General features: G+C 71.9%; 16 protein-coding genes. 5 read left to right on the plus strand and 11 right to left on the minus strand.

The window, feature by feature from the left end:
* Positions 1 to 77 precede the first annotated feature (77 nt).
* Entirely contained in the window at positions 78 to 1,235 is a 1,158-nt protein-coding gene (locus tag IEX89_RS11165) for a trans-sulfuration enzyme family protein (protein ID WP_188912848.1), read from the plus strand.
* Positions 1,236 to 1,379: 144 nt separating this feature from the next.
* On the opposite strand, the gene IEX89_RS11170 is transcribed toward IEX89_RS11165, so the two are convergent.
* Positions 1,380 to 1,523: a hypothetical protein gene (locus IEX89_RS11170; protein ID WP_188912850.1), complete on the minus strand. Its 144-nt coding sequence runs from the start codon at positions 1,521 to 1,523 to the stop codon at positions 1,380 to 1,382.
* 111 nt (positions 1,524 to 1,634) lie between these two features.
* Entirely contained in the window at positions 1,635 to 2,351 is a 717-nt protein-coding gene (locus IEX89_RS11175) for an RluA family pseudouridine synthase (protein ID WP_188912852.1), read from the minus strand.
* 61 nt (positions 2,352 to 2,412) lie between these two features.
* Between IEX89_RS11175 and ftsY the strand changes: the two genes are divergently transcribed.
* Entirely contained in the window at positions 2,413 to 3,777 is a 1,365-nt protein-coding gene (gene ftsY, locus IEX89_RS11180) for a signal recognition particle-docking protein FtsY (protein WP_188912853.1), read from the plus strand.
* A gap of 45 nt (positions 3,778 to 3,822) precedes the next feature.
* The gene (locus IEX89_RS11185) at positions 3,823 to 5,340 is read left to right on the plus strand and encodes a malonate--CoA ligase (protein ID WP_188912855.1); all 1,518 of its coding nucleotides are present in this window, start codon (positions 3,823 to 3,825) and stop codon (positions 5,338 to 5,340) included.
* 13 nt (positions 5,341 to 5,353) lie between these two features.
* Here the strand turns inward: IEX89_RS11185 and IEX89_RS11190 are convergent, their stop codons facing one another.
* From IEX89_RS11190 to IEX89_RS11200, 3 genes are all read right to left on the minus strand, one after another.
* On the minus strand, positions 5,354 to 6,676 hold the full coding sequence (locus IEX89_RS11190; protein ID WP_188912857.1) for a short-chain fatty acid transporter: 1,323 nt from the start codon (positions 6,674 to 6,676) through the stop codon (positions 5,354 to 5,356).
* 181 nt (positions 6,677 to 6,857) lie between these two features.
* Entirely contained in the window at positions 6,858 to 7,316 is a 459-nt protein-coding gene (locus IEX89_RS11195; RefSeq protein WP_188912859.1) for an Hsp20 family protein, read from the minus strand.
* A gap of 217 nt (positions 7,317 to 7,533) precedes the next feature.
* Entirely contained in the window at positions 7,534 to 8,958 is a 1,425-nt protein-coding gene (locus tag IEX89_RS11200) for a M20 family metallopeptidase (protein WP_188912862.1), read from the minus strand.
* Positions 8,959 to 9,251: 293 nt separating this feature from the next.
* Here IEX89_RS11200 and IEX89_RS11205 point away from each other — a divergent pair, with 293 nt between their 5' ends.
* The gene (locus tag IEX89_RS11205; RefSeq protein ID WP_188912886.1) at positions 9,252 to 10,538 is read left to right on the plus strand and encodes an MFS transporter; all 1,287 of its coding nucleotides are present in this window, start codon (positions 9,252 to 9,254) and stop codon (positions 10,536 to 10,538) included.
* A 12-nt stretch (positions 10,539 to 10,550) separates the two neighbouring features.
* On the opposite strand, the gene IEX89_RS11210 is transcribed toward IEX89_RS11205, so the two are convergent.
* The 6 genes from IEX89_RS11210 to IEX89_RS11235 form a co-directional block, all read right to left on the minus strand.
* On the minus strand, positions 10,551 to 11,435 hold the full coding sequence (locus IEX89_RS11210) for an energy transducer TonB (RefSeq protein ID WP_188912887.1): 885 nt from the start codon (positions 11,433 to 11,435) through the stop codon (positions 10,551 to 10,553).
* A complete protein-coding gene (gene exbD / locus IEX89_RS11215) occupies positions 11,432 to 11,881 on the minus strand; it encodes a TonB system transport protein ExbD (protein ID WP_188912889.1) in 450 nt (149 codons plus the stop codon). The genes IEX89_RS11210 and exbD overlap by 4 nt, the downstream gene beginning before the upstream one ends.
* A 12-nt stretch (positions 11,882 to 11,893) precedes the next feature.
* Positions 11,894 to 12,640, minus strand: coding sequence for a tonB-system energizer ExbB (gene exbB / locus IEX89_RS11220; protein WP_188912891.1), 747 nt, complete (start codon positions 12,638 to 12,640; stop codon positions 11,894 to 11,896).
* Positions 12,637 to 13,161, minus strand: coding sequence for a heme utilization cystosolic carrier protein HutX (gene hutX / locus IEX89_RS11225; RefSeq protein WP_188912893.1), 525 nt, complete (start codon positions 13,159 to 13,161; stop codon positions 12,637 to 12,639). The genes exbB and hutX overlap by 4 nt, the downstream gene beginning before the upstream one ends.
* The gene (hmuQ, locus tag IEX89_RS11230; RefSeq protein WP_188912895.1) at positions 13,161 to 13,496 is read right to left on the minus strand and encodes a heme-degrading protein HmuQ; all 336 of its coding nucleotides are present in this window, start codon (positions 13,494 to 13,496) and stop codon (positions 13,161 to 13,163) included. Before hmuQ ends, hutX begins: the two co-directional genes overlap by 1 nt.
* A 61-nt stretch (positions 13,497 to 13,557) precedes the next feature.
* Positions 13,558 to 15,600, minus strand: a complete 2,043-nt coding sequence (locus IEX89_RS11235; protein WP_188912897.1) for a TonB-dependent hemoglobin/transferrin/lactoferrin family receptor — start codon at positions 15,598 to 15,600, stop codon at positions 13,558 to 13,560.
* Between the two features lie 223 nt (positions 15,601 to 15,823).
* On the opposite strand from IEX89_RS11235, the gene hemP reads away from it, so the two are divergent.
* A complete protein-coding gene (gene hemP / locus IEX89_RS11240) occupies positions 15,824 to 15,994 on the plus strand; it encodes a hemin uptake protein HemP (RefSeq protein ID WP_188912899.1) in 171 nt (56 codons plus the stop codon).
* Positions 15,995 to 16,004 lie beyond the last annotated feature (10 nt).

Consider the following 16,004-nt stretch of genomic DNA (forward strand, 5'->3'; position numbering starts at 1 on the left):
GCTGACCGGCTTCGCGCGCCGCCCGCTTGCCGGCGCGCGGCGGCTCTGGTTCAAGGGCGGGGCGAAGGGAGCCCCGCATGTCCGATCAGCGTTCCGTCTCGAAGCGCAGCCTCGCCGTCCAGGCCATGGGCCATATCGATTCCGTGACGAAGGCGGTGGTGCCGCCGATCCACGTGGCCACGACCTTCGTGCGCGACGAGGACAACGCCTATTCCTCCGGCTACGTCTACGGCCGTCCGGACAACGCCACCATCCGCGAGGCGGAGGAGGTGATCGCCATGCTGGAGGAGGCCGCCGCGGGCGCGCTCCTCTTCGGCTCGGGCATGGCGGCGGCGACGACCGTCTTCCGCGCCCTCGATCCCGGCGATCACGTGGTCGCGCCCAAGGTGATGTATTGGGCGCTGCGCCAGTGGTTGATGACGGAGGGCGTTCGCGCCGGCCTCGACGTGACCCTCGTCGAGACCTCCGATCTCGAGGAACTGCGCGCGGCCGTCCGCCCCGGCGAGACGAAGCTCGTCTGGATCGAGACGCCGGCGAACCCGCTCTGGACGCTCACCGACATCGCCGCAGTGGCGCAGATCGCGCATGCGGCGGGCGCGCGGCTCGCGGTCGATTCGACCTGCGCCTCGCCCTACCACACGCGCCCCCTCGCGCTCGGCGCGGATGTCGTGATGCATGCGGCGACGAAGATCCTCAACGGGCATTCGGACGTGGTGGCGGGCGTGCTCGCGGGGCGGGAGAACGACGCCTTCTGGCAGCGCCTCGCGACGATCCGCAAGGGCGGCGGGGCGATCCTCGGGCCGTTCGAGGCCTATCTGCTGATGCGCGGCATGCGCACCTTCCATTTGCGCGCCGCGGCGATGGCGGCCTCCGCCATGACGCTCGCCGAGCGTTTCGCCGCGCATCCGCACGTGGCCGAGGTGCTCTATCCGGGGCTCGCGAGCCATCCCGGCCACGACATCGCCCGGCGGCAGATGGAGAACGGCTTCGGCTACATGCTCTCGATCCGCGCCGCCGGCGGCGAGGCGGCGGCGATCGCCACCGCGGCGAAGGTCGCGCTGTGGACGCGGGCGACGTCGCTGGGCGGCGTCGAGAGCCTGATCGAGCACCGCGCCTCCATCGAGGGTCCGGACACGCCCTGCCCGCCGGACCTGCTGCGCCTGTCGGTGGGCTGCGAGGACGTCGAGGATCTCTTCGCCGATCTCGACGCGGCTTTGCGCGCGGCGCACGGCTGATCGTCACTCACTGCTCGACGCAAAAAGAAAGAGGCGGCTCTCGCCGCCTCCCAGACAGTCAACCGCTTCGATGTCCGCTCACCGTGCCGTCGAAGCCGGCAGCCACGGCCGTCGAAGCCGGCAGCCTCGCTCGAGGCGTGAACCTCAAGGCATGAACGCGGCGAGGCTGAGCTCCGGCCCGGGCATGGCGAGCAGCGCGGCGACGGCGCCGAGCCCCACGGCCGCGAACACGAAGGACAGGCTCACGATCGGCATCAGATCGCGGTTGGGGAGTCTGAAGAAGTGCATGAGGTCCCTCCATGAACGGCGGATGAACAACGCACCTGACCTGCTGCGGTTCCATCGTCATGCAAGTTCGGGTCCAATCCGGTTCCGAAAAACGGAATCGTTCCGCGTCACTCAGGAAAACGTCTCGTCGGCCGAATCTTTCCAACCGTTCACATCGAAGCCGAGCGCCGCTGCAGCGCCGCGTAGCGGCTCGGGCAGCGGCGCCTCCACCCGGATCGGCGGCTTCGCGCGCGAGAGCGGCAGGCCGACGCGCCAGGAATGGAGGTGCAGCGGCGCCCCGCGCGGCACGCCGCCGTAGATCGCGTCCCCCACGATCGGAAAGCCCGATGCCGCGCAATGGACGCGCAGCTGATGCGTGCGGCCCGTCACCGGCTCCAGCGCGACGAGCGCCCGCTCGCCGTCGGCGGCCCGGGCGAGGACCTGGAGGCGCGTGAGCGCCGGCTGCCCGTCGGGGTCGATCTTCATGCGCCAGGGCGTGTCCGGGGCCGCGGGTCCCATGGCGAGCTCGATCTCGCGCCGGTCCGCCGCCGGCGCCGGGGAGACGAGGGCGAGATAGGTCTTCTCGACCCGTCCCGTCGCGAAGAGATCGGCGAGCTTGCGCAGCGCCTTGGGGTGGCGTCCCAGCACCAGGCAGCCCGACGTGTCGCGATCGAGCCTGTGCGCGAGCTCGGGGCGCCACTTGAGGCCGAATCGCAGGGCGTCGAGGTGGCGCGTCAGCGTCTCCCCGCCACCGGGGCCGGGATGCACCGGCAGGCCCGCGGGCTTGTCGAGGACGAGGACGAGGCCGTCGCGATACAGGATGCGCGACACTATCTCTTCGGATCTCATGCGAAATCCGCTAGAGCGGACGACGCGAAACCGCAAGCGACGCGTACGGAGGCGCCGAGGCATGGCTGACGAGACCGAGAAACGCGGCTTCTTCTCGCGGCTGTTCGGCAGGAAGGGCGAAGCGCCCGCCGAGGAGCCGCGGGAGGAGACCGCGCGCGCGGTCGATGAACAGCGCGAGAGCGAGCGCGAGGAAGAGCGCGCCGAGGAGGCTCCCCCCGCCGCCTCCACCGTGACCGAGCCTTCGCCCGACGCCGCCGCGCACGTGCCCGGCGAGCTCGCCGGCGCCGATCTCCAGCCGATCGAGCCTGCCGGCGAGGCGGCGCGCGAGGCGGCCGTCGCGGAGGAGCTCGCCCGCCAGCCCGGCCCCGCCGGCGCGCCGGCGCCCGAGCAGCGGCCCCTCTCCCCGATCGAGCGCGAGGACGTCGCCCGGGAGGCGGCACCCGAGCCCGAGCCCGAGCCCGAGCCGGAACCGGCGCCGCCGGCCGCCGTCGCGCCGGCGCCGAAGGTCTCTTGGTGGAAGCGTCTCACGCAGGGCCTGGCGCGCACCTCCTCCTCGATGGGCGGCGCCATCACGAGCCTGTTCACCAAGCGCAAGCTCGACGCGACGACGCTCGAGGATCTCGAGGACATCCTCATCCAGGCCGATCTCGGCGTGCCTGCCGCGACGCGCATCACCGAGGCCGTCGCCAAGGGGCGCTACGACAAGGAGATCCCGCCCGACGACGTCAAGCGCGTGCTCGCCGCCGAGGTCGAGCGCTCGCTCGCGCCCGTGGCGCATCCGCTTTCCATCGACCGCGGGCGAAAGCCCTTCGTGCTCTTGATGGTGGGCGTCAACGGCGCGGGCAAGACGACGACGATCGGCAAGCTCGCGGCGAAGTTCCGCGCCCAGAAGCTCTCCGTCACCATGGCGGCGGGGGACACGTTCCGCGCCGCCGCGATCGAGCAGCTCAAGGTCTGGGGCGAGCGCACGGGATCGACCGTGATCTCCCGCGAGCAGGGCGCGGACGCCGCCGGCCTCGCCTTCGACGCGCTCACGCAGGCGCGCCGCGACGGCACGGACGTGCTCCTCGTCGACACGGCAGGCCGGCTGCAGAACAAGGCGGGGCTCATGTCCGAGCTCGAGAAGATCGTGCGCGTGATGAAGAAGGTCGACGACACCGCGCCCCACGCGGTGCTCCTCGTCCTCGACGCGACGGTGGGCCAGAACGCCCTCTCGCAGGTGGAGCTGTTCCAGAAGGCGGCGGGCGTCACCGGCATCGTGATGACGAAGCTCGACGGGACGGCGCGTGGCGGCATCCTCGTCGCGCTCGCAGAGCGCTTCGGCCTGCCGGTGCACTTCATCGGCGTGGGGGAGGGGGTCGACGACCTCGAGCCCTTCGCCGCGCGCGACTTCGCCCGGGCGATCGCCGGGCTCGAGGAAGCCTGAGACGACGAGCAGACGAAAGAAGAGACGAAGGGAGGACGAGGCGGCATGGGCGCGCATCTCTACGAGGAGATCAGGCGGGGCATCGCGGATCCGGCGAGGCTCTTCATCGAGACGCCGACGGGGAGGCGCATCACCTATGCCGACGCCTTCGCCGAGGCCGGCCGCTTCGCGTCCGCGCTGCGCGCGCTCGGCGTCGAGCCCGGGGACCGCGTGGCGGTGCAGGTGGAGAAGAGCCCGGAGGTGATCCTCCTCCTGCTCGGCTGCCTGCGTGCGGGCGCGGTCTTCCTGCCGCTCAACACCGCCTACACGCCCGCCGAGCTCGCCTATTTCATCGAGGACGCGGAGCCCGCCCTCTTCGTCTGCGATCCGAAGGCGAAGGGCGCCCTCGCCGAGATGGCGCAGGCGCGCGGCGTGAAGGCGGTGGAGACGCTCGACGCGGCGGGCGGCGGCTCGCTGCGGGAGGCGGCCTCCGCCGCCTCGCCGGATTTCGCGGACGCGATGCGCGGGCCCGACGATCTCGCCGCGATCCTCTACACGTCCGGGACGACCGGGCGCTCGAAGGGCGCCATGCTGACCCACGAGAACCTCGCCTCCAACGGGCGCACGCTGAAGGAGATCTGGCGCTTCACGGCGCACGACGTGCTGCTCCACGCGCTGCCGACCTTCCACACGCACGGGCTCTTCACGGCGACGAACACGATCCTGCTCTCGGGTGCCTCCATGCTCTTCGCGCCGCGCTTCGACGCGGACGAGGTGATGCGGCTGATGCCGCGGGCGACGACGATGATGGGCGTGCCGACCTTCTACGTCAGGCTCCTGCAGCATCCCGGGCTGACGCGGGAGGCGACGGCGCACATGCGCCTGTTCGTCTCGGGCTCGGCGCCGCTGCTGGCGGAGACGCATCAGGCGTTTTCCGCGCGCACGGGACACGCCATCCTCGAGCGCTACGGCATGACCGAGACGAACATGAACACGTCGAACCCCTATGACGGGGACCGCGTGCCCGGCACGGTCGGCTTCCCGCTCCCGGGCGTCGATCTGCGCGTCGTCGACCCGGAGACGGGCGCGCCGCTCGCGAACGGCGAGATCGGCATGATCGAGGTGCGCGGGCCCAACGTGTTCAAGGGCTACTGGCGTAACCCCGAGAAGACCAAGGCGGAGTTCCGCGAGGACGGGTTCTTCGTCACGGGCGATCTCGGCAAGATCGACGCGCGGGGCTACGTCCACATCGTCGGGCGCGGCAAGGACCTCGTCATCACGGGCGGCTACAACGTCTATCCCAAGGAGGTGGAGACCGAGATCGACCTCCTGCCGGGCATCGTCGAGAGCGCCGTCTTCGGCGTGCCCCATCCCGATTTCGGCGAAGGCGTGACGGCGGTGGTGGTGGCCGAGCCCGGGGCCGCGATCGAGGAGAGCGCCGTCCTCACGGCGCTCGCGGATCGGCTCGCGCGCTACAAGCAGCCCAAGCGCGTCATCGTCCTGCCCGAGCTTCCGCGCAACACGATGGGCAAGGTCCAGAAGGCGGCCCTGCGCGAGCGCTACGCGGATCTCTACACGGGCTGAGCGATGATCGGCATCACGGGAAGACCGTGATGCCGATGGCGATGACCACGCCCGTGACGACGAGCGCGACGAGGCAGAAGCCCATCACGTCCTTGGCGCGCAGGCCCGCGATGGCCAGTGCCGGCAGCGCCCAGAAGGGCTGGATCAGGTTCGTCCAGGCGTCGCCCCAGGCGACCGCCATGGCGATGCGCGGCAGATCGGCGCCGAGCTCGAGGGCGGCGGGGATCATCACCGGCGCCTGCACCGCCCATTGCCCACCGCCGGACGGCACGAAGATGTTGACGATGCCCGCCGCGAGGAAGGTGAAGAGCGGCAGCGTCGTCTCGTTCGCCACGGCGACGAAGCCCTGCGACAGGCTCGCGGCGAGCCCCGAGCCGATCATCATGCCCATGATGCCGGCATAGAACGGGAACTGGATGATGATCCCGCTCGCGCCCTTGGCAGCCTCCTGCAGCGCGGCGAGGAAGCGCACCGGGCGCCCGTGCAGCATCAGGCCCAGGAACAGGAAGACGAAGTTGACGATGTTGAGGTTGAGCGCGCCCGATTCCGCCAGGAAGTAGTAGGCGGCGAAGACGATGCCCATGACGCCCACGGCCTGGGCGAGCAGCACGCTCTCCTCGAGCCGCGTCGCCGGCGTGCGCGCGTCCTGCGCGGCGGTGGCGGGGGGCGTCTCCTCGAGGATCGCCGGATCGACGGTGACGGTCTCCTCGGGCTTGGGCAGCATCAGCCGGTTGACGAGCGGCAGCACCACGAAGATGCAGGCTACGATGAGCAGGTTGAAGGCCGAGAAGATCGTCGCGCTCGTCGGCACGACGCCCATGCTCTGCGCCATGAAATGCCCCTCGGTGGCGATGACCAGGGGCACCGAGCCGGCGAGCCCGCCGTGCCAGACGACGAAGCCGGAATAGGCGCTCGCGATCAGCAGGCGGTAGTCGACGCCCGCCACCGTGCGGGCGAGCTGGCGGCCGAACATGGCGCCGATGACGAGGCCGAAGCCCCAGTTGATCCATGCCGCCGCGAGCGACACGAGCGTCACGAGCACGATCGCCTGACCGGGCGTCTTCGCGAGCCCGCCGAGCGCGGCCAGGATGCGTCGCACGAAGGGCGTGGAGGCGAGCACCCAGCCCGTGACCAGGATGAGCACCATCTGCATGGAGAAGGCGAGCAGGTTCCAGAACCCGTCGCCCCAATGCTGCAGCATGGCGACCGGCGTCTCGCCCTCGACCGCCATGCCCAGCGCGAAGACGAAGAGCGTGAGGATCAGGACGAGGACGAAGGGATCGGGCAGCCAGCGCTCCACGATCCGTGCGGAACCGAGCCCCATTCGTCGCAGCATGGCGTCCTCCCCGTGTGATCGCGCCCGTACTTCGCGCCCGGGTCGCCGAGGGAGGTCTTAGTGTCGCATGAAGCCGGAGTAAAGCCGCGCGCGCCGCGCGTGCCGCGCCTCTCCACACGAAAACGCCCCCCGCGCGGCGTGCGCGGGAGGCGTCGGTCATTCGGTGCGTGGGGCGCGCGGCTTACGCGGCCGCGGCTTCCAGCGTCTTCGGCGCCTTGTCGGCGGAGGCGATGGGGACGAGACGCGGCTTCTTGGATTCGGGGATCTCGCGCACGAGGTCGATGTGCAGGAGCCCGTTCTCCAGGGTGGCGCCCGTCACCTGCACGCCGTCGGCGAGCTGGAAGCGGCGCTCGAAGGCGCGCGCGGCGATGCCCTGATGCAGGAACTGGGAGCGACGCTCCTCGTCGGCCTTCTTGCCGCGAACGGCGAGCGTGTGCTCCTTCACCTCGATGGCGAGGTCGTCCTCGGTGAAGCCGGCGACCGCGACGGTGATCCGGTACGCGTTCTCGTCGGTCCGCTCGATGTTGTAGGGCGGGTAGCCCTGAGCGCCGTCGACGCCGGCGAGCTGGTCGAGCGTGGAGAACAGGCGATCGAAGCCGACCGTGTTGCGGTAGAGGGGGGAGAGATCGAAGTGACGCATGGCATATCCTTTCGCTGAAGCGACATGCAGGTTCGTGCGATCGGTCCGCCGCCAGGGGCCGGACCGGGTCTGACGCGCCGCCGTTCGGCCGGCGCATCCGGGAGATGGGAAGCGTGGGCTTGCCGTTCAAGAGGGATCGGGAGGGCGCCGGTCGCGCTCGGCGACCGGCGCCGGGCATGGCGTGTCGCGCCACGCCGCTCTCGGCGAGCGGTCGTCTTCAGGCGACCTTCGCAACCGGCGGGCGGACGTCCGCCGGGATCGGGCAGGAATAGGGGCTCTGCGCCAGCCGCTCGGCATGGTCCGCCTTCGCCGCCGCGCGCAGGCGCTCGTCGCGCATCAGCATGCGCGCGAGGCCGGCCATGGCCTTGGCGGCGTGGGCCATGCCCTTGTGGGCGGCGGGCGCCTTGCCCTGCGCCGTCATCTGCCAGGTGTGGAGCGGCGTGCCGATGGCGCAGGTCGCGACCCGCGCCTGCACGGTGGGCACCGCCCAGCTGACGTCGCCCACGTCCGTCGAGCCCATGCCGCCGAGCTTCGGGCGATCGAGCGGCAGCACGAAGTCGCACAGCGGCAGCGCGTAGTCCGGCTTGCGGCCCATGTCGCGGAAGGCGGCCTCGACGTCCCCGCGCGAGAGCGTCTTGCGGATCTCCTCGGCGAAGCTGCGGTCCGCCGCGTCGAAGGGCACCGGGCCGAGGCCGTCGAGCACGCGCTGGAGCGCCTCCTCGAGCGGGTCGTTGCCGATGAGGTTCGACACCGCGGAATGGACGCGGCTCTCCACGCGCGTGCCCGTCATCAGCGCGGCGCCGTCGGCGATGGCGCGCACCCGCGTCACGAGATCGGCGAGGCCGGCGAGGTCGCGGGCGCGGATGAGCTGGCGCACCGTGGCGCGGGCCGGGACGACGTTGGGGGCGATGCCGCCGGCGTCGAGATAGGCGTAGTGCACGCGCGCCTCGTCGGGCATGTGCTCGCGCAGGTAGTTGACGCCGATGTTCATCAGCTCCACCGCGTCGAGCGCGCTACGCCCGAGCTCCGGCGCGCCGGCGGCGTGGGCCGCCTTGCCGTGGAAGGTGAAGTCGATGCGCGTGTTGGCGAGCGAGCGGGCCGGGTCGACGCCCGTGTAGGACGCCGGGTGCCAGGTGATGGCGGCGTCGACGTCGGCGAAGAGGCCGTCGCGGACCATGTAGGTCTTGGCCGCGCCGCCCTCCTCGGCGGGGCAGCCGTAATAGCGCACGCGACCGGGCACGCCCTCGGCCTCGAGCCAGTCGCGCACGGCCGTGGCGGCGAGGATGGCCGCGGAGCCCAGCAGGTTGTGGCCGCAGCCGTGGCCGTGGCCGTTCTCCTCGACGGGGTCGTGGGTGGCGACGCCAGGCTTCTGGCTGAGCGCCGGCAGCGCGTCGTACTCGCCGAGGATCGCGATGACGGGCCCGCCCTCGCCCCACTCGCCCATCACGGCGGTTGGGATGCCGGCGATGGTCTCGGTGACGCGAAAGCCCTGCGCGCGAAGCATGGCGGTGTGCTCGGCCACCGCCTTGCGCTCGGTGTAGGCGATCTCCGGCGCGTCGAAGACGCGGTCCGCGAGACCTTCGAAATCCTCGCGCTTGGCCTCGACGAGATCCCAGACGGGATCGACGTTGCGCGTGTCCATTCTCGTTCTCCTCTGCGGTGCGCGTGTCTCTGCGCCAGACGATGGCCTCTCGCGGACGCCGGGTGAAGGCGCGTTTTGCCCATCCCCGCCGCGGCATACGCCTATGCCGCCGGCGCATGCGAAAGGCGGCGAACCGGCGCGGGGGCCTTCCCGTTCGCGACAGGTCCGCCGAGGCGACGGGCGCGCCTCACTGTGGGCACCATTCGCTTCCAGGGCGGTGCGCCGGATCGAGCCCGCCGCCGACCGATTCGCCCGCACACCCACCTGTCTACGATCACCGGTCACCGCTTCTCATGAAACTAGCGCTCGTCTCCGTCGCGAGCACGATCCTCGGCGTCGTGCTCGTCCAGATCGCCAACGGCTTCCTCGGGACGCTGGTGGCGATCCGCGCCTCCTCCGGCGGCTTCTCGCCGCTCGCCATCGGCCTCGTCCTCGCCGGCTTCTCGGTGGGCTACACCGCGGGCGCCGCCTTCGCCGATCGACTGCTGCGGCGGGTCGGACACATCCGCCTCTTCGCCGCGCTCGCGGGGCTGATCGCGGCATCGAGCGTGATGATGCCCATCCTCGAGAGCGCGCCGGCCTGGCTCGCGCTGCGCATCGTCATGGGCTTCGGCTTCGCGGGCCTCTTCGTCACCGCCGAGAGCTGGCTCAACGGCACGATCGCGCCCAAGGACCGCGGCACGATCTTCGCCGTCTACATGGTCGCCACGGGCTTCGCCTTCGGCGCCGGGCAATTCCTCATCAACCTGCCCGCACCGCTCGGCTACGAGCTGTTCTCGCTCGCCGCAGCCCTGTTCTGCCTCGCCCTCGTGCCCGTGGCGATGACGCGCTCCGTCCCGCCCGCCATGCCGGTGGGGCCGAGCCTGAGCCTCGCGCGGCTGCGCGAGATCGCCCCGGTCTCGGTGGCGGGGTCGGCGGCGGCGGGGCTCGCGGGCAGCGCCTTCTACGGCCTCGTGCCGGCCTACGCGACGTCGATCGACATCGGTCGCTGGTACATCGCCGGCTACGTGGCGACGGCGGTGATGGGCGGCCTCGCCTTCCAGGTACCGGTGGCGCGGCTCTCGGACAGGCTCGACCGGCGCTTCGTCGCCGCCGGCGTGGCGGCGGGCATGGCGCTCTCGTGCCTGGCGCTGATGGCGATCCCGCTCTCCTACGCGCTCTTTCCCGTCACGTTCCTGTTCGGCGGCTTCCTGTCGACGATCTACCCGGTCTGCGTCGCCCACGCCAACGATCGCGCCGGACCCGACCAGGCGGTGGCGGTGAGCGGCCAGCTGATCCTCGTCAACGGCCTGTTCTCGGCGGCGGGGCCGATCATCGGCACGGGGCTCATGGGCGAGACCGGCTTCGACGGCGTCTTCGCGCTCGTCGCGGCGATCGGCACGGCCTTCATGGCCTTCGCGATCTGGCGCGCGCTGCGCGTCGAAGGGCCCGAGAAGCGCGAGCGCCCCTTCGTCATCCTCAACGAGCGCATGAGCCAGACGGTGGGCCATGTCGCGAGCGATCCGGAGGTGGTGGAGCCCGCGCCCGTCGGCGCCGAGGAGGAGGAGGCGCCGCCGCGGCGCATCGACGAGGCGGCGTGACGGCTGGCCGCGTCAGCGCAGGTCGAAGCGCACGGGGACGGTGAGCGTGATCGCGCCGGCCGGCGGCGCGGGCGTGGGCGAGGCCCGGCGCACCATGGCGAGCGCCGCCTCGTCGAGCGCGGCCGAGCCGCTCGAGCGCGAGATCCGCGCGCTCGTCACGCGCCCGGATGCGTCGAGGCCGAAGGTCACCTGCGCCACGCCCTCCTCGCGCCGCGAGCGCGCCGCGGAGGGGTAGCGCTTGTGGCGCTCGAGATGGGCGAGGAGGCGCGCCTGCCAGCGCGCGGTCTCCGCCGGGCTCGCCGCCGCCGCGCGGCTCGGCTCCGGCGCGGCCGTGCGCTCCGCACGGGCGGGCGCGCGCTGACGGGCCGGCGCGGAATCGAAGGCGTCGCGGCCCGGGCTCGCGGCCTGAGGCGCGGATCGCGCGACGCGCTCGCGCGGGGCCGGAGGCGGCGGCAGGTCGCGCGGGCGCGCCGGCGGCAGGGAGACGAGCGGGGAGGGGGCTTCGGGTGCGGGCTCCGCGGCGAGCTCCGGCTCGGGCTCGGGCTCCGGGTCGGGCTCGGGAATGGGCTCGGGCTCGGGCTGCTCGATCGGCTCGGGCTCGGTAACGGGCTCCGGCTCGACCAACTCGGGAAGCGGCTCCTCGACGCTCTCCGACGCGGGCGCGTTCTCCCCCGCGATCGCCTCCGGCGCGGGCGCCTCCTCGACGACGGGCTCGGGTTCGGGGGCGCTCGGGAGCGCGGCGAGCTCGAGGGCGAGGATACCCGCGGGCTCGGGCTCGGCCACGGGCGGCGGCGTGATCGGCGCCAGCGCGAGCCCCAAAGCCGCGTGCGCCGCGCCAGCGATGCCGGCCGCGGCGATCCAGCCGCCCAGCCGCACGGCGCGCCCGCTCGTCCTCATGGCGCGCCCGGCGGGACGTCCACGGGGCTCGTCTCGAGCCCCACGAGCGCGACGGCGAGATAGCCCGCCGCCCGCAGCTCGTTCAAGAGGTCCATCAGCGCGCGATAGGGCAGCGTCTGGTCCGCGCGCAGGAAGACCCGTGTCGTCCGATCGCCCCCCGTCGCCGCGTCGAGGGCGGAGGCGAGGGCCGCGCGGTCGATGGTCTCCTCCCCGAGCGAGAGCGCGCCCTCGGCATCCAGCGTGAGCACCACGGGCTGCGCGGGGGCGGGCTGCGGCGCGGCGTTCGAGGCCGGCAGGTCGACGGGAACCGACACGGTCGCGAGCGGGGCCGCGATCATGAACACGATGAGGAGGACGAGGATCACGTCGATGAAGGGCGTGACGTTGATCTCGGCGAGCTCGTCCGCCGCATCCTCGTCCCCGTCCGGGCGCGTGGCGAAGGCCATGGCGAAGCGCTCCTACTCCGCCGCGAAGCGAAGCCGCGGCGTCTCGGCGGCGCGGGCTGCGTCGAGCTCGCGGCTCGCGAGCCGGGCGAGCCGCGCCGAGACGTCGCCGAGCCCGCCACGATAGCCGGCGAGGCCGCGGGCGAAGAGGTTGTAGAGGATCGCCGCCGGGATCGCCGCGACGAGGCCGATGCCGGTGGCCAGCAGCGCCTCCGCGATGCCCGGCGCCACGATGGCGAGGTTCGTCGTCTGCGCCTCGGCGATGCCGATGAAGGAATTCATGATCCCCCACACCGTGCCGAACAGCCCCACGAAGGGCGCGGCCGACGCGGTGATGGCGAGGAGGCCGGTCCCCGCCGAGAGGCGGCGCGCCGCCGCCTTCTCGATGCGCGCGAAGCGGATCGCGAGGCGCTCGCGCACGCCCGCGGGATCGCGCCTCGGCCCGAGCGCTTCGCTCTCGCGCCATTCCTCGCCGAGCGCCCGCACCAGCGCCGCCGGCACCCCGCCGCGCCCGGCGAAAGCGCGCTGCGCCTCCTCGAGGGAGGTCGCGTCGTCGAGGAGACGCAGCGCCCGGCGCGCGCGCGCCGACGCGCCCGCCAGCTCGAGGCCCTTCACCAGGGCGATGGTCCACACCAGGATCGAGGCCGCGACGAGCCCGATCATCACGCCCTGCACCACGACGTCGGCGGCGAGGAACATGCCCCAGGGCGAGAGATCGTGCGCGGCGGGCGCCGCCTCGGGCGCGAGGGCCAGCGGCGTCATGGCAGGGCGAGCCTCTCGCGCAGGGCCTCGAACGCGGCGAGCTGCGCGGGATCGAGCTCCCGGTCCGGCCCGCGGCGAACGAAGATCTTGAACATCGAGGCGCCCGTCTCGTCGAAGAACTGCACGGAGCACGAGCGCCGGCCGTGGAAGGCGCGGTCGACGAGGACGATCGCGCGGCACGCGTCCGCGCGGATGTGGCCGCCGATGGGGCTGTCGCCGTGGATGTTGAAATAGCCGCGCCCGACGGTGCCGGGAGGCAGGCGCCCCACGACCTCCAGCACGATGGTGGAGGTGTGCACGAGGAAGAGCACCTCGCCCCACGTCGTCATCGAGGCCCAGACCTCGCCGAAGCGCTCGCCCGAGAGGACGAGGCGCTCGCCCTCCGGCAGCGCCTCGACGACGGTGAGGAGCGGCGCCCCGTGACGGCGCGCCACCTCCTCGAGCACGCCGTCGGGCTTCTCCGCGAGGCTCTCGCGGATCGCCGCGAGGAGGCTCGTCCCGGTATCGGCGAGCGCGCTCATCACGCGACCTTCGCCGCCTGGTCGGCGCTCTCGCCGAGCACGCTCTCGAAGCCCTCGAACTCGGGATGCCCCAGATAGAGCCCCTTGTTCTGTCCCGCGTTGCGATGCGAATCGCGGAACTGCTCGGAGCGCGTCCAGGCCTCGAAGCTCGCCCGGTCGGTCCAGACCGTGTGGGAGGCGTAGAGCGTGTGGTCCTCGCGCTCCGGGCCCTTCAGCAGATGGAAGGTGACGAAGCCGGCCATCTCGTCGAGCCGCGTCTTGCGGCTCGACCAGACGGTCTCGAAATCGCCCTCGCGGCCCTTGGCGACCTTGAAGCGGTTCATGGCGACGAACATGGCGTTCTCCTGTGCGTGATGTCGGAGCGGCTCCGGCTCGGGGGGCTCTCGCGCCGGGCGCTCACATGCCCAGCCTGGCCTGGAAGCCGACCTTGGCGACGAAGCCCGGGCTGTCGGCGCCGTCCCGGAAGCGACGGTACTGGACGTCGCCCACGTTCTCCAGGGTGACGTAGGCGCGCGCGTCCGGGGTGATGTCGTAGGAGCCGTAGAGGTCGACCAGCGTATAGGCGTCGCTCTCGAGGCTCGCGGAGGCCAGCGGCAGCCGGTCCTGCGCGCCGACGAAGGTGACGCGCCCGCCGAGCGTCAGCTTCTCCTCGAGGAAGCGCAGCCCCGCCCCGAGCGTCAGCTGGTCCGGGTAGATCGAGGTCAGCGGCTCGTCGGTGACGCGGTTGTCGCCGCGCGTGATGCCGCCCGACACGCTCGCGAACCAGCGGCGCGCGTCGTAGGCGAGCTCCATCTCCGCGCCGGTGAGGCGGGCGCGGGCGATATTGTCGTAACGGAAGGACGCGTCGGCGCAGGCGGCGGGGAAGCGCGGGTTGCCGCAGGGCTGGCCCGGATCGGAATAGATGCTCTCGATGTAGTCGTCGACGTCGTTGCGGAAGACCGAGACCTTGCCGCGCAGCCGGTCTCCGGTGACGAAGAGGTCGTCGAAGGAGAGGTTGACGCCGGCCTCCAGCGTCTTGCCGACCTCCGGGCGCAGGTTCGGGTTGGGGATGAAGCTGAACGATGCCGGGAAGGGATGCACGCCGGCGACCAGCGTCTCGGTGACGGACGGCGCGCGGTAGCCTTCGGCGTAGGTGCCGTAGATCTGCAGGCCCTCGATCGGGCGAAGGCCGATCGTCAGCTTCGGCGAGACCCGGTCGCCCTGCGACGTCAGCCCCCCGCCGGAGAGCTCGTAGGCGTCGAAGCGTACGGCGCCGACGAGGTCGAGCATGCCCCACGAGGCCTGGCTCTGCACGAAGCCGCCCCACACGGTGCGCTCGCCCGAAGGCGTGTAGAGGTCGGCCGAGCCGATGGGATCGCGGACGGTCACCTCGTCGCGGAAGGCGTCGACGCCGTAGGTCAGCGCGAAGGCGACGGGCCCCACGTCGAAGCGCGACGTGTTGAAGGCGTCGACGCCGGTCGTGACGATCTCGAAGGAGCGCTCGGCGCCGAGCGAGGGCGGCGTGCCGGTGGTCTGGACCTGATCCGTGCGCGTGCGCGTCGACCAGGCCTGGACCGTGGCGTCGACCCACGGATTGCCGGGATCGGCGAAGCTCCAGCGGCCGACATAGGTCTCGGTCACGACCTCGTTGTCGCGGCGCGGCTCGCGGGCGTTGCCGAGCCCGTTGGCGAAGTCGAAGCGCTGGAGCTGCGCGGAGAGCTCGACCTCGTGGAAGGGGGCGGGCTCGAAGACCACCTTGCCGAGGCCCGACACCAGCTCCTGCCCGCTGTCGGAGACGAGGGCGCCGTCGCCGTCGTCGTAATCGTCGAGGGTGCGCAAGCTCAGGCCCACCAGCGCGCCGAAGGCCTCGGTCGGCCGCATGGCGGCGATCCCCGAGCCCATGAGACCCGTCTGCGAGCCCATGACGAAGGTGGAATCGAGCGAGAGCGCCAGGCGCTCGCCGGGGACGAGGACGTCGTCGGGATCGACGGTCTGGAAGGAGACGACGCCGCCGATGGCGCCCGAGCCGTAGACGTTCGCCACCGGCCCGCGGGTGATGTCGATGACGCGCACGAAGGCGGGGTCGAGGAAGAAGGCGCCGTCGGCGTTGTGGCCGGAGCGCTGGAAGTTCTGCCGCGCGCCGTCCACCGTCACCGCGACGCGGCCGAAATCCTGCAGGCCGCGGATGTTGACCGCGGTGGCCGGATCGTCCGGGTTCTCCTGCGTGGCGACGTTCGGCAGCGTGTTCAGGATCGTGCCGATGCGCTGCACCGAGCGCGTGCGGATCTCGTCTCGCGTCACGACGCTCGTCGCCGAGAGCGCGTCGACGGCGCGGGTCTCGTCCTTCGTCGCCGTCACCGTGATCGCATCGAGGGTCACGCCCTCGTCCTGCGCCCCCGCCGCGCCCGCGCCGAGCGCCAGCGCGCCGAGCGAGACCGCCCCCACAAAGAGCCTACGCATCGCCATCCATCCTGAAGTGTCGATTGTGTCGTCGATGGCTGGCGGGCCCCTCGCGATCGTGCTCGCGGCGGGGGCTGGCTGGCTGCACGTTCCATTCTTCACGGGAACGCTTGACGCCGTCTATGCGAGGCGTCAAACAACGTCAATCGAAAACTTGAACAGATCCTCTTTCGACAGATTACAAACAAGGAAGACTGTACGAAGACTCGGAAGGCTCGAGTAGATGAATTCCAAGGCAGAGCCGAATACGCCCGGCGCCCCGGCGCCGGCGGAGCCGCCCGTCGTCGACGTGCGCGACCTCGTCGGCACCGGGCGCGAGGCGATCATCCGCCACAACGGCGAGCGCTACCGCCTGCGCATCACCGCCGCCAACAAGCTGATCCTGACGAAATGACCCGCGCGAA

Origin of the sequence: Salinarimonas ramus (assembly GCF_014645695.1) — a bacterium.
Lineage (GTDB): Bacteria > Pseudomonadota > Alphaproteobacteria > Rhizobiales > Beijerinckiaceae > Salinarimonas > Salinarimonas ramus.

Coding starts and splice junctions, on each gene's coding strand:
- IEX89_RS11165 (WP_188912848.1), top strand. CDS start 78: ATGTCCGATCAGCGTTCCGTCTCGAAGCGCAGCCTCGCCGTCCAGGCC.
- IEX89_RS11170 (WP_188912850.1), bottom strand. CDS start 1,523: ATGCACTTCTTCAGACTCCCCAACCGCGATCTGATGCCGATCGTGAGC.
- IEX89_RS11175 (WP_188912852.1), bottom strand. CDS start 2,351: ATGAGATCCGAAGAGATAGTGTCGCGCATCCTGTATCGCGACGGCCTC.
- ftsY (WP_188912853.1), top strand. CDS start 2,413: ATGGCTGACGAGACCGAGAAACGCGGCTTCTTCTCGCGGCTGTTCGGC.
- IEX89_RS11185 (WP_188912855.1), top strand. CDS start 3,823: ATGGGCGCGCATCTCTACGAGGAGATCAGGCGGGGCATCGCGGATCCG.
- IEX89_RS11190 (WP_188912857.1), bottom strand. CDS start 6,676: ATGCTGCGACGAATGGGGCTCGGTTCCGCACGGATCGTGGAGCGCTGG.
- IEX89_RS11195 (WP_188912859.1), bottom strand. CDS start 7,316: ATGCGTCACTTCGATCTCTCCCCCCTCTACCGCAACACGGTCGGCTTC.
- IEX89_RS11200 (WP_188912862.1), bottom strand. CDS start 8,958: ATGGACACGCGCAACGTCGATCCCGTCTGGGATCTCGTCGAGGCCAAG.
- IEX89_RS11205 (WP_188912886.1), top strand. CDS start 9,252: ATGAAACTAGCGCTCGTCTCCGTCGCGAGCACGATCCTCGGCGTCGTG.
- IEX89_RS11210 (WP_188912887.1), bottom strand. CDS start 11,435: ATGAGGACGAGCGGGCGCGCCGTGCGGCTGGGCGGCTGGATCGCCGCG.
- exbD (WP_188912889.1), bottom strand. CDS start 11,881: ATGGCCTTCGCCACGCGCCCGGACGGGGACGAGGATGCGGCGGACGAG.
- exbB (WP_188912891.1), bottom strand. CDS start 12,640: ATGACGCCGCTGGCCCTCGCGCCCGAGGCGGCGCCCGCCGCGCACGAT.
- hutX (WP_188912893.1), bottom strand. CDS start 13,161: ATGAGCGCGCTCGCCGATACCGGGACGAGCCTCCTCGCGGCGATCCGC.
- hmuQ (WP_188912895.1), bottom strand. CDS start 13,496: ATGTTCGTCGCCATGAACCGCTTCAAGGTCGCCAAGGGCCGCGAGGGC.
- IEX89_RS11235 (WP_188912897.1), bottom strand. CDS start 15,600: ATGCGTAGGCTCTTTGTGGGGGCGGTCTCGCTCGGCGCGCTGGCGCTC.
- hemP (WP_188912899.1), top strand. CDS start 15,824: ATGAATTCCAAGGCAGAGCCGAATACGCCCGGCGCCCCGGCGCCGGCG.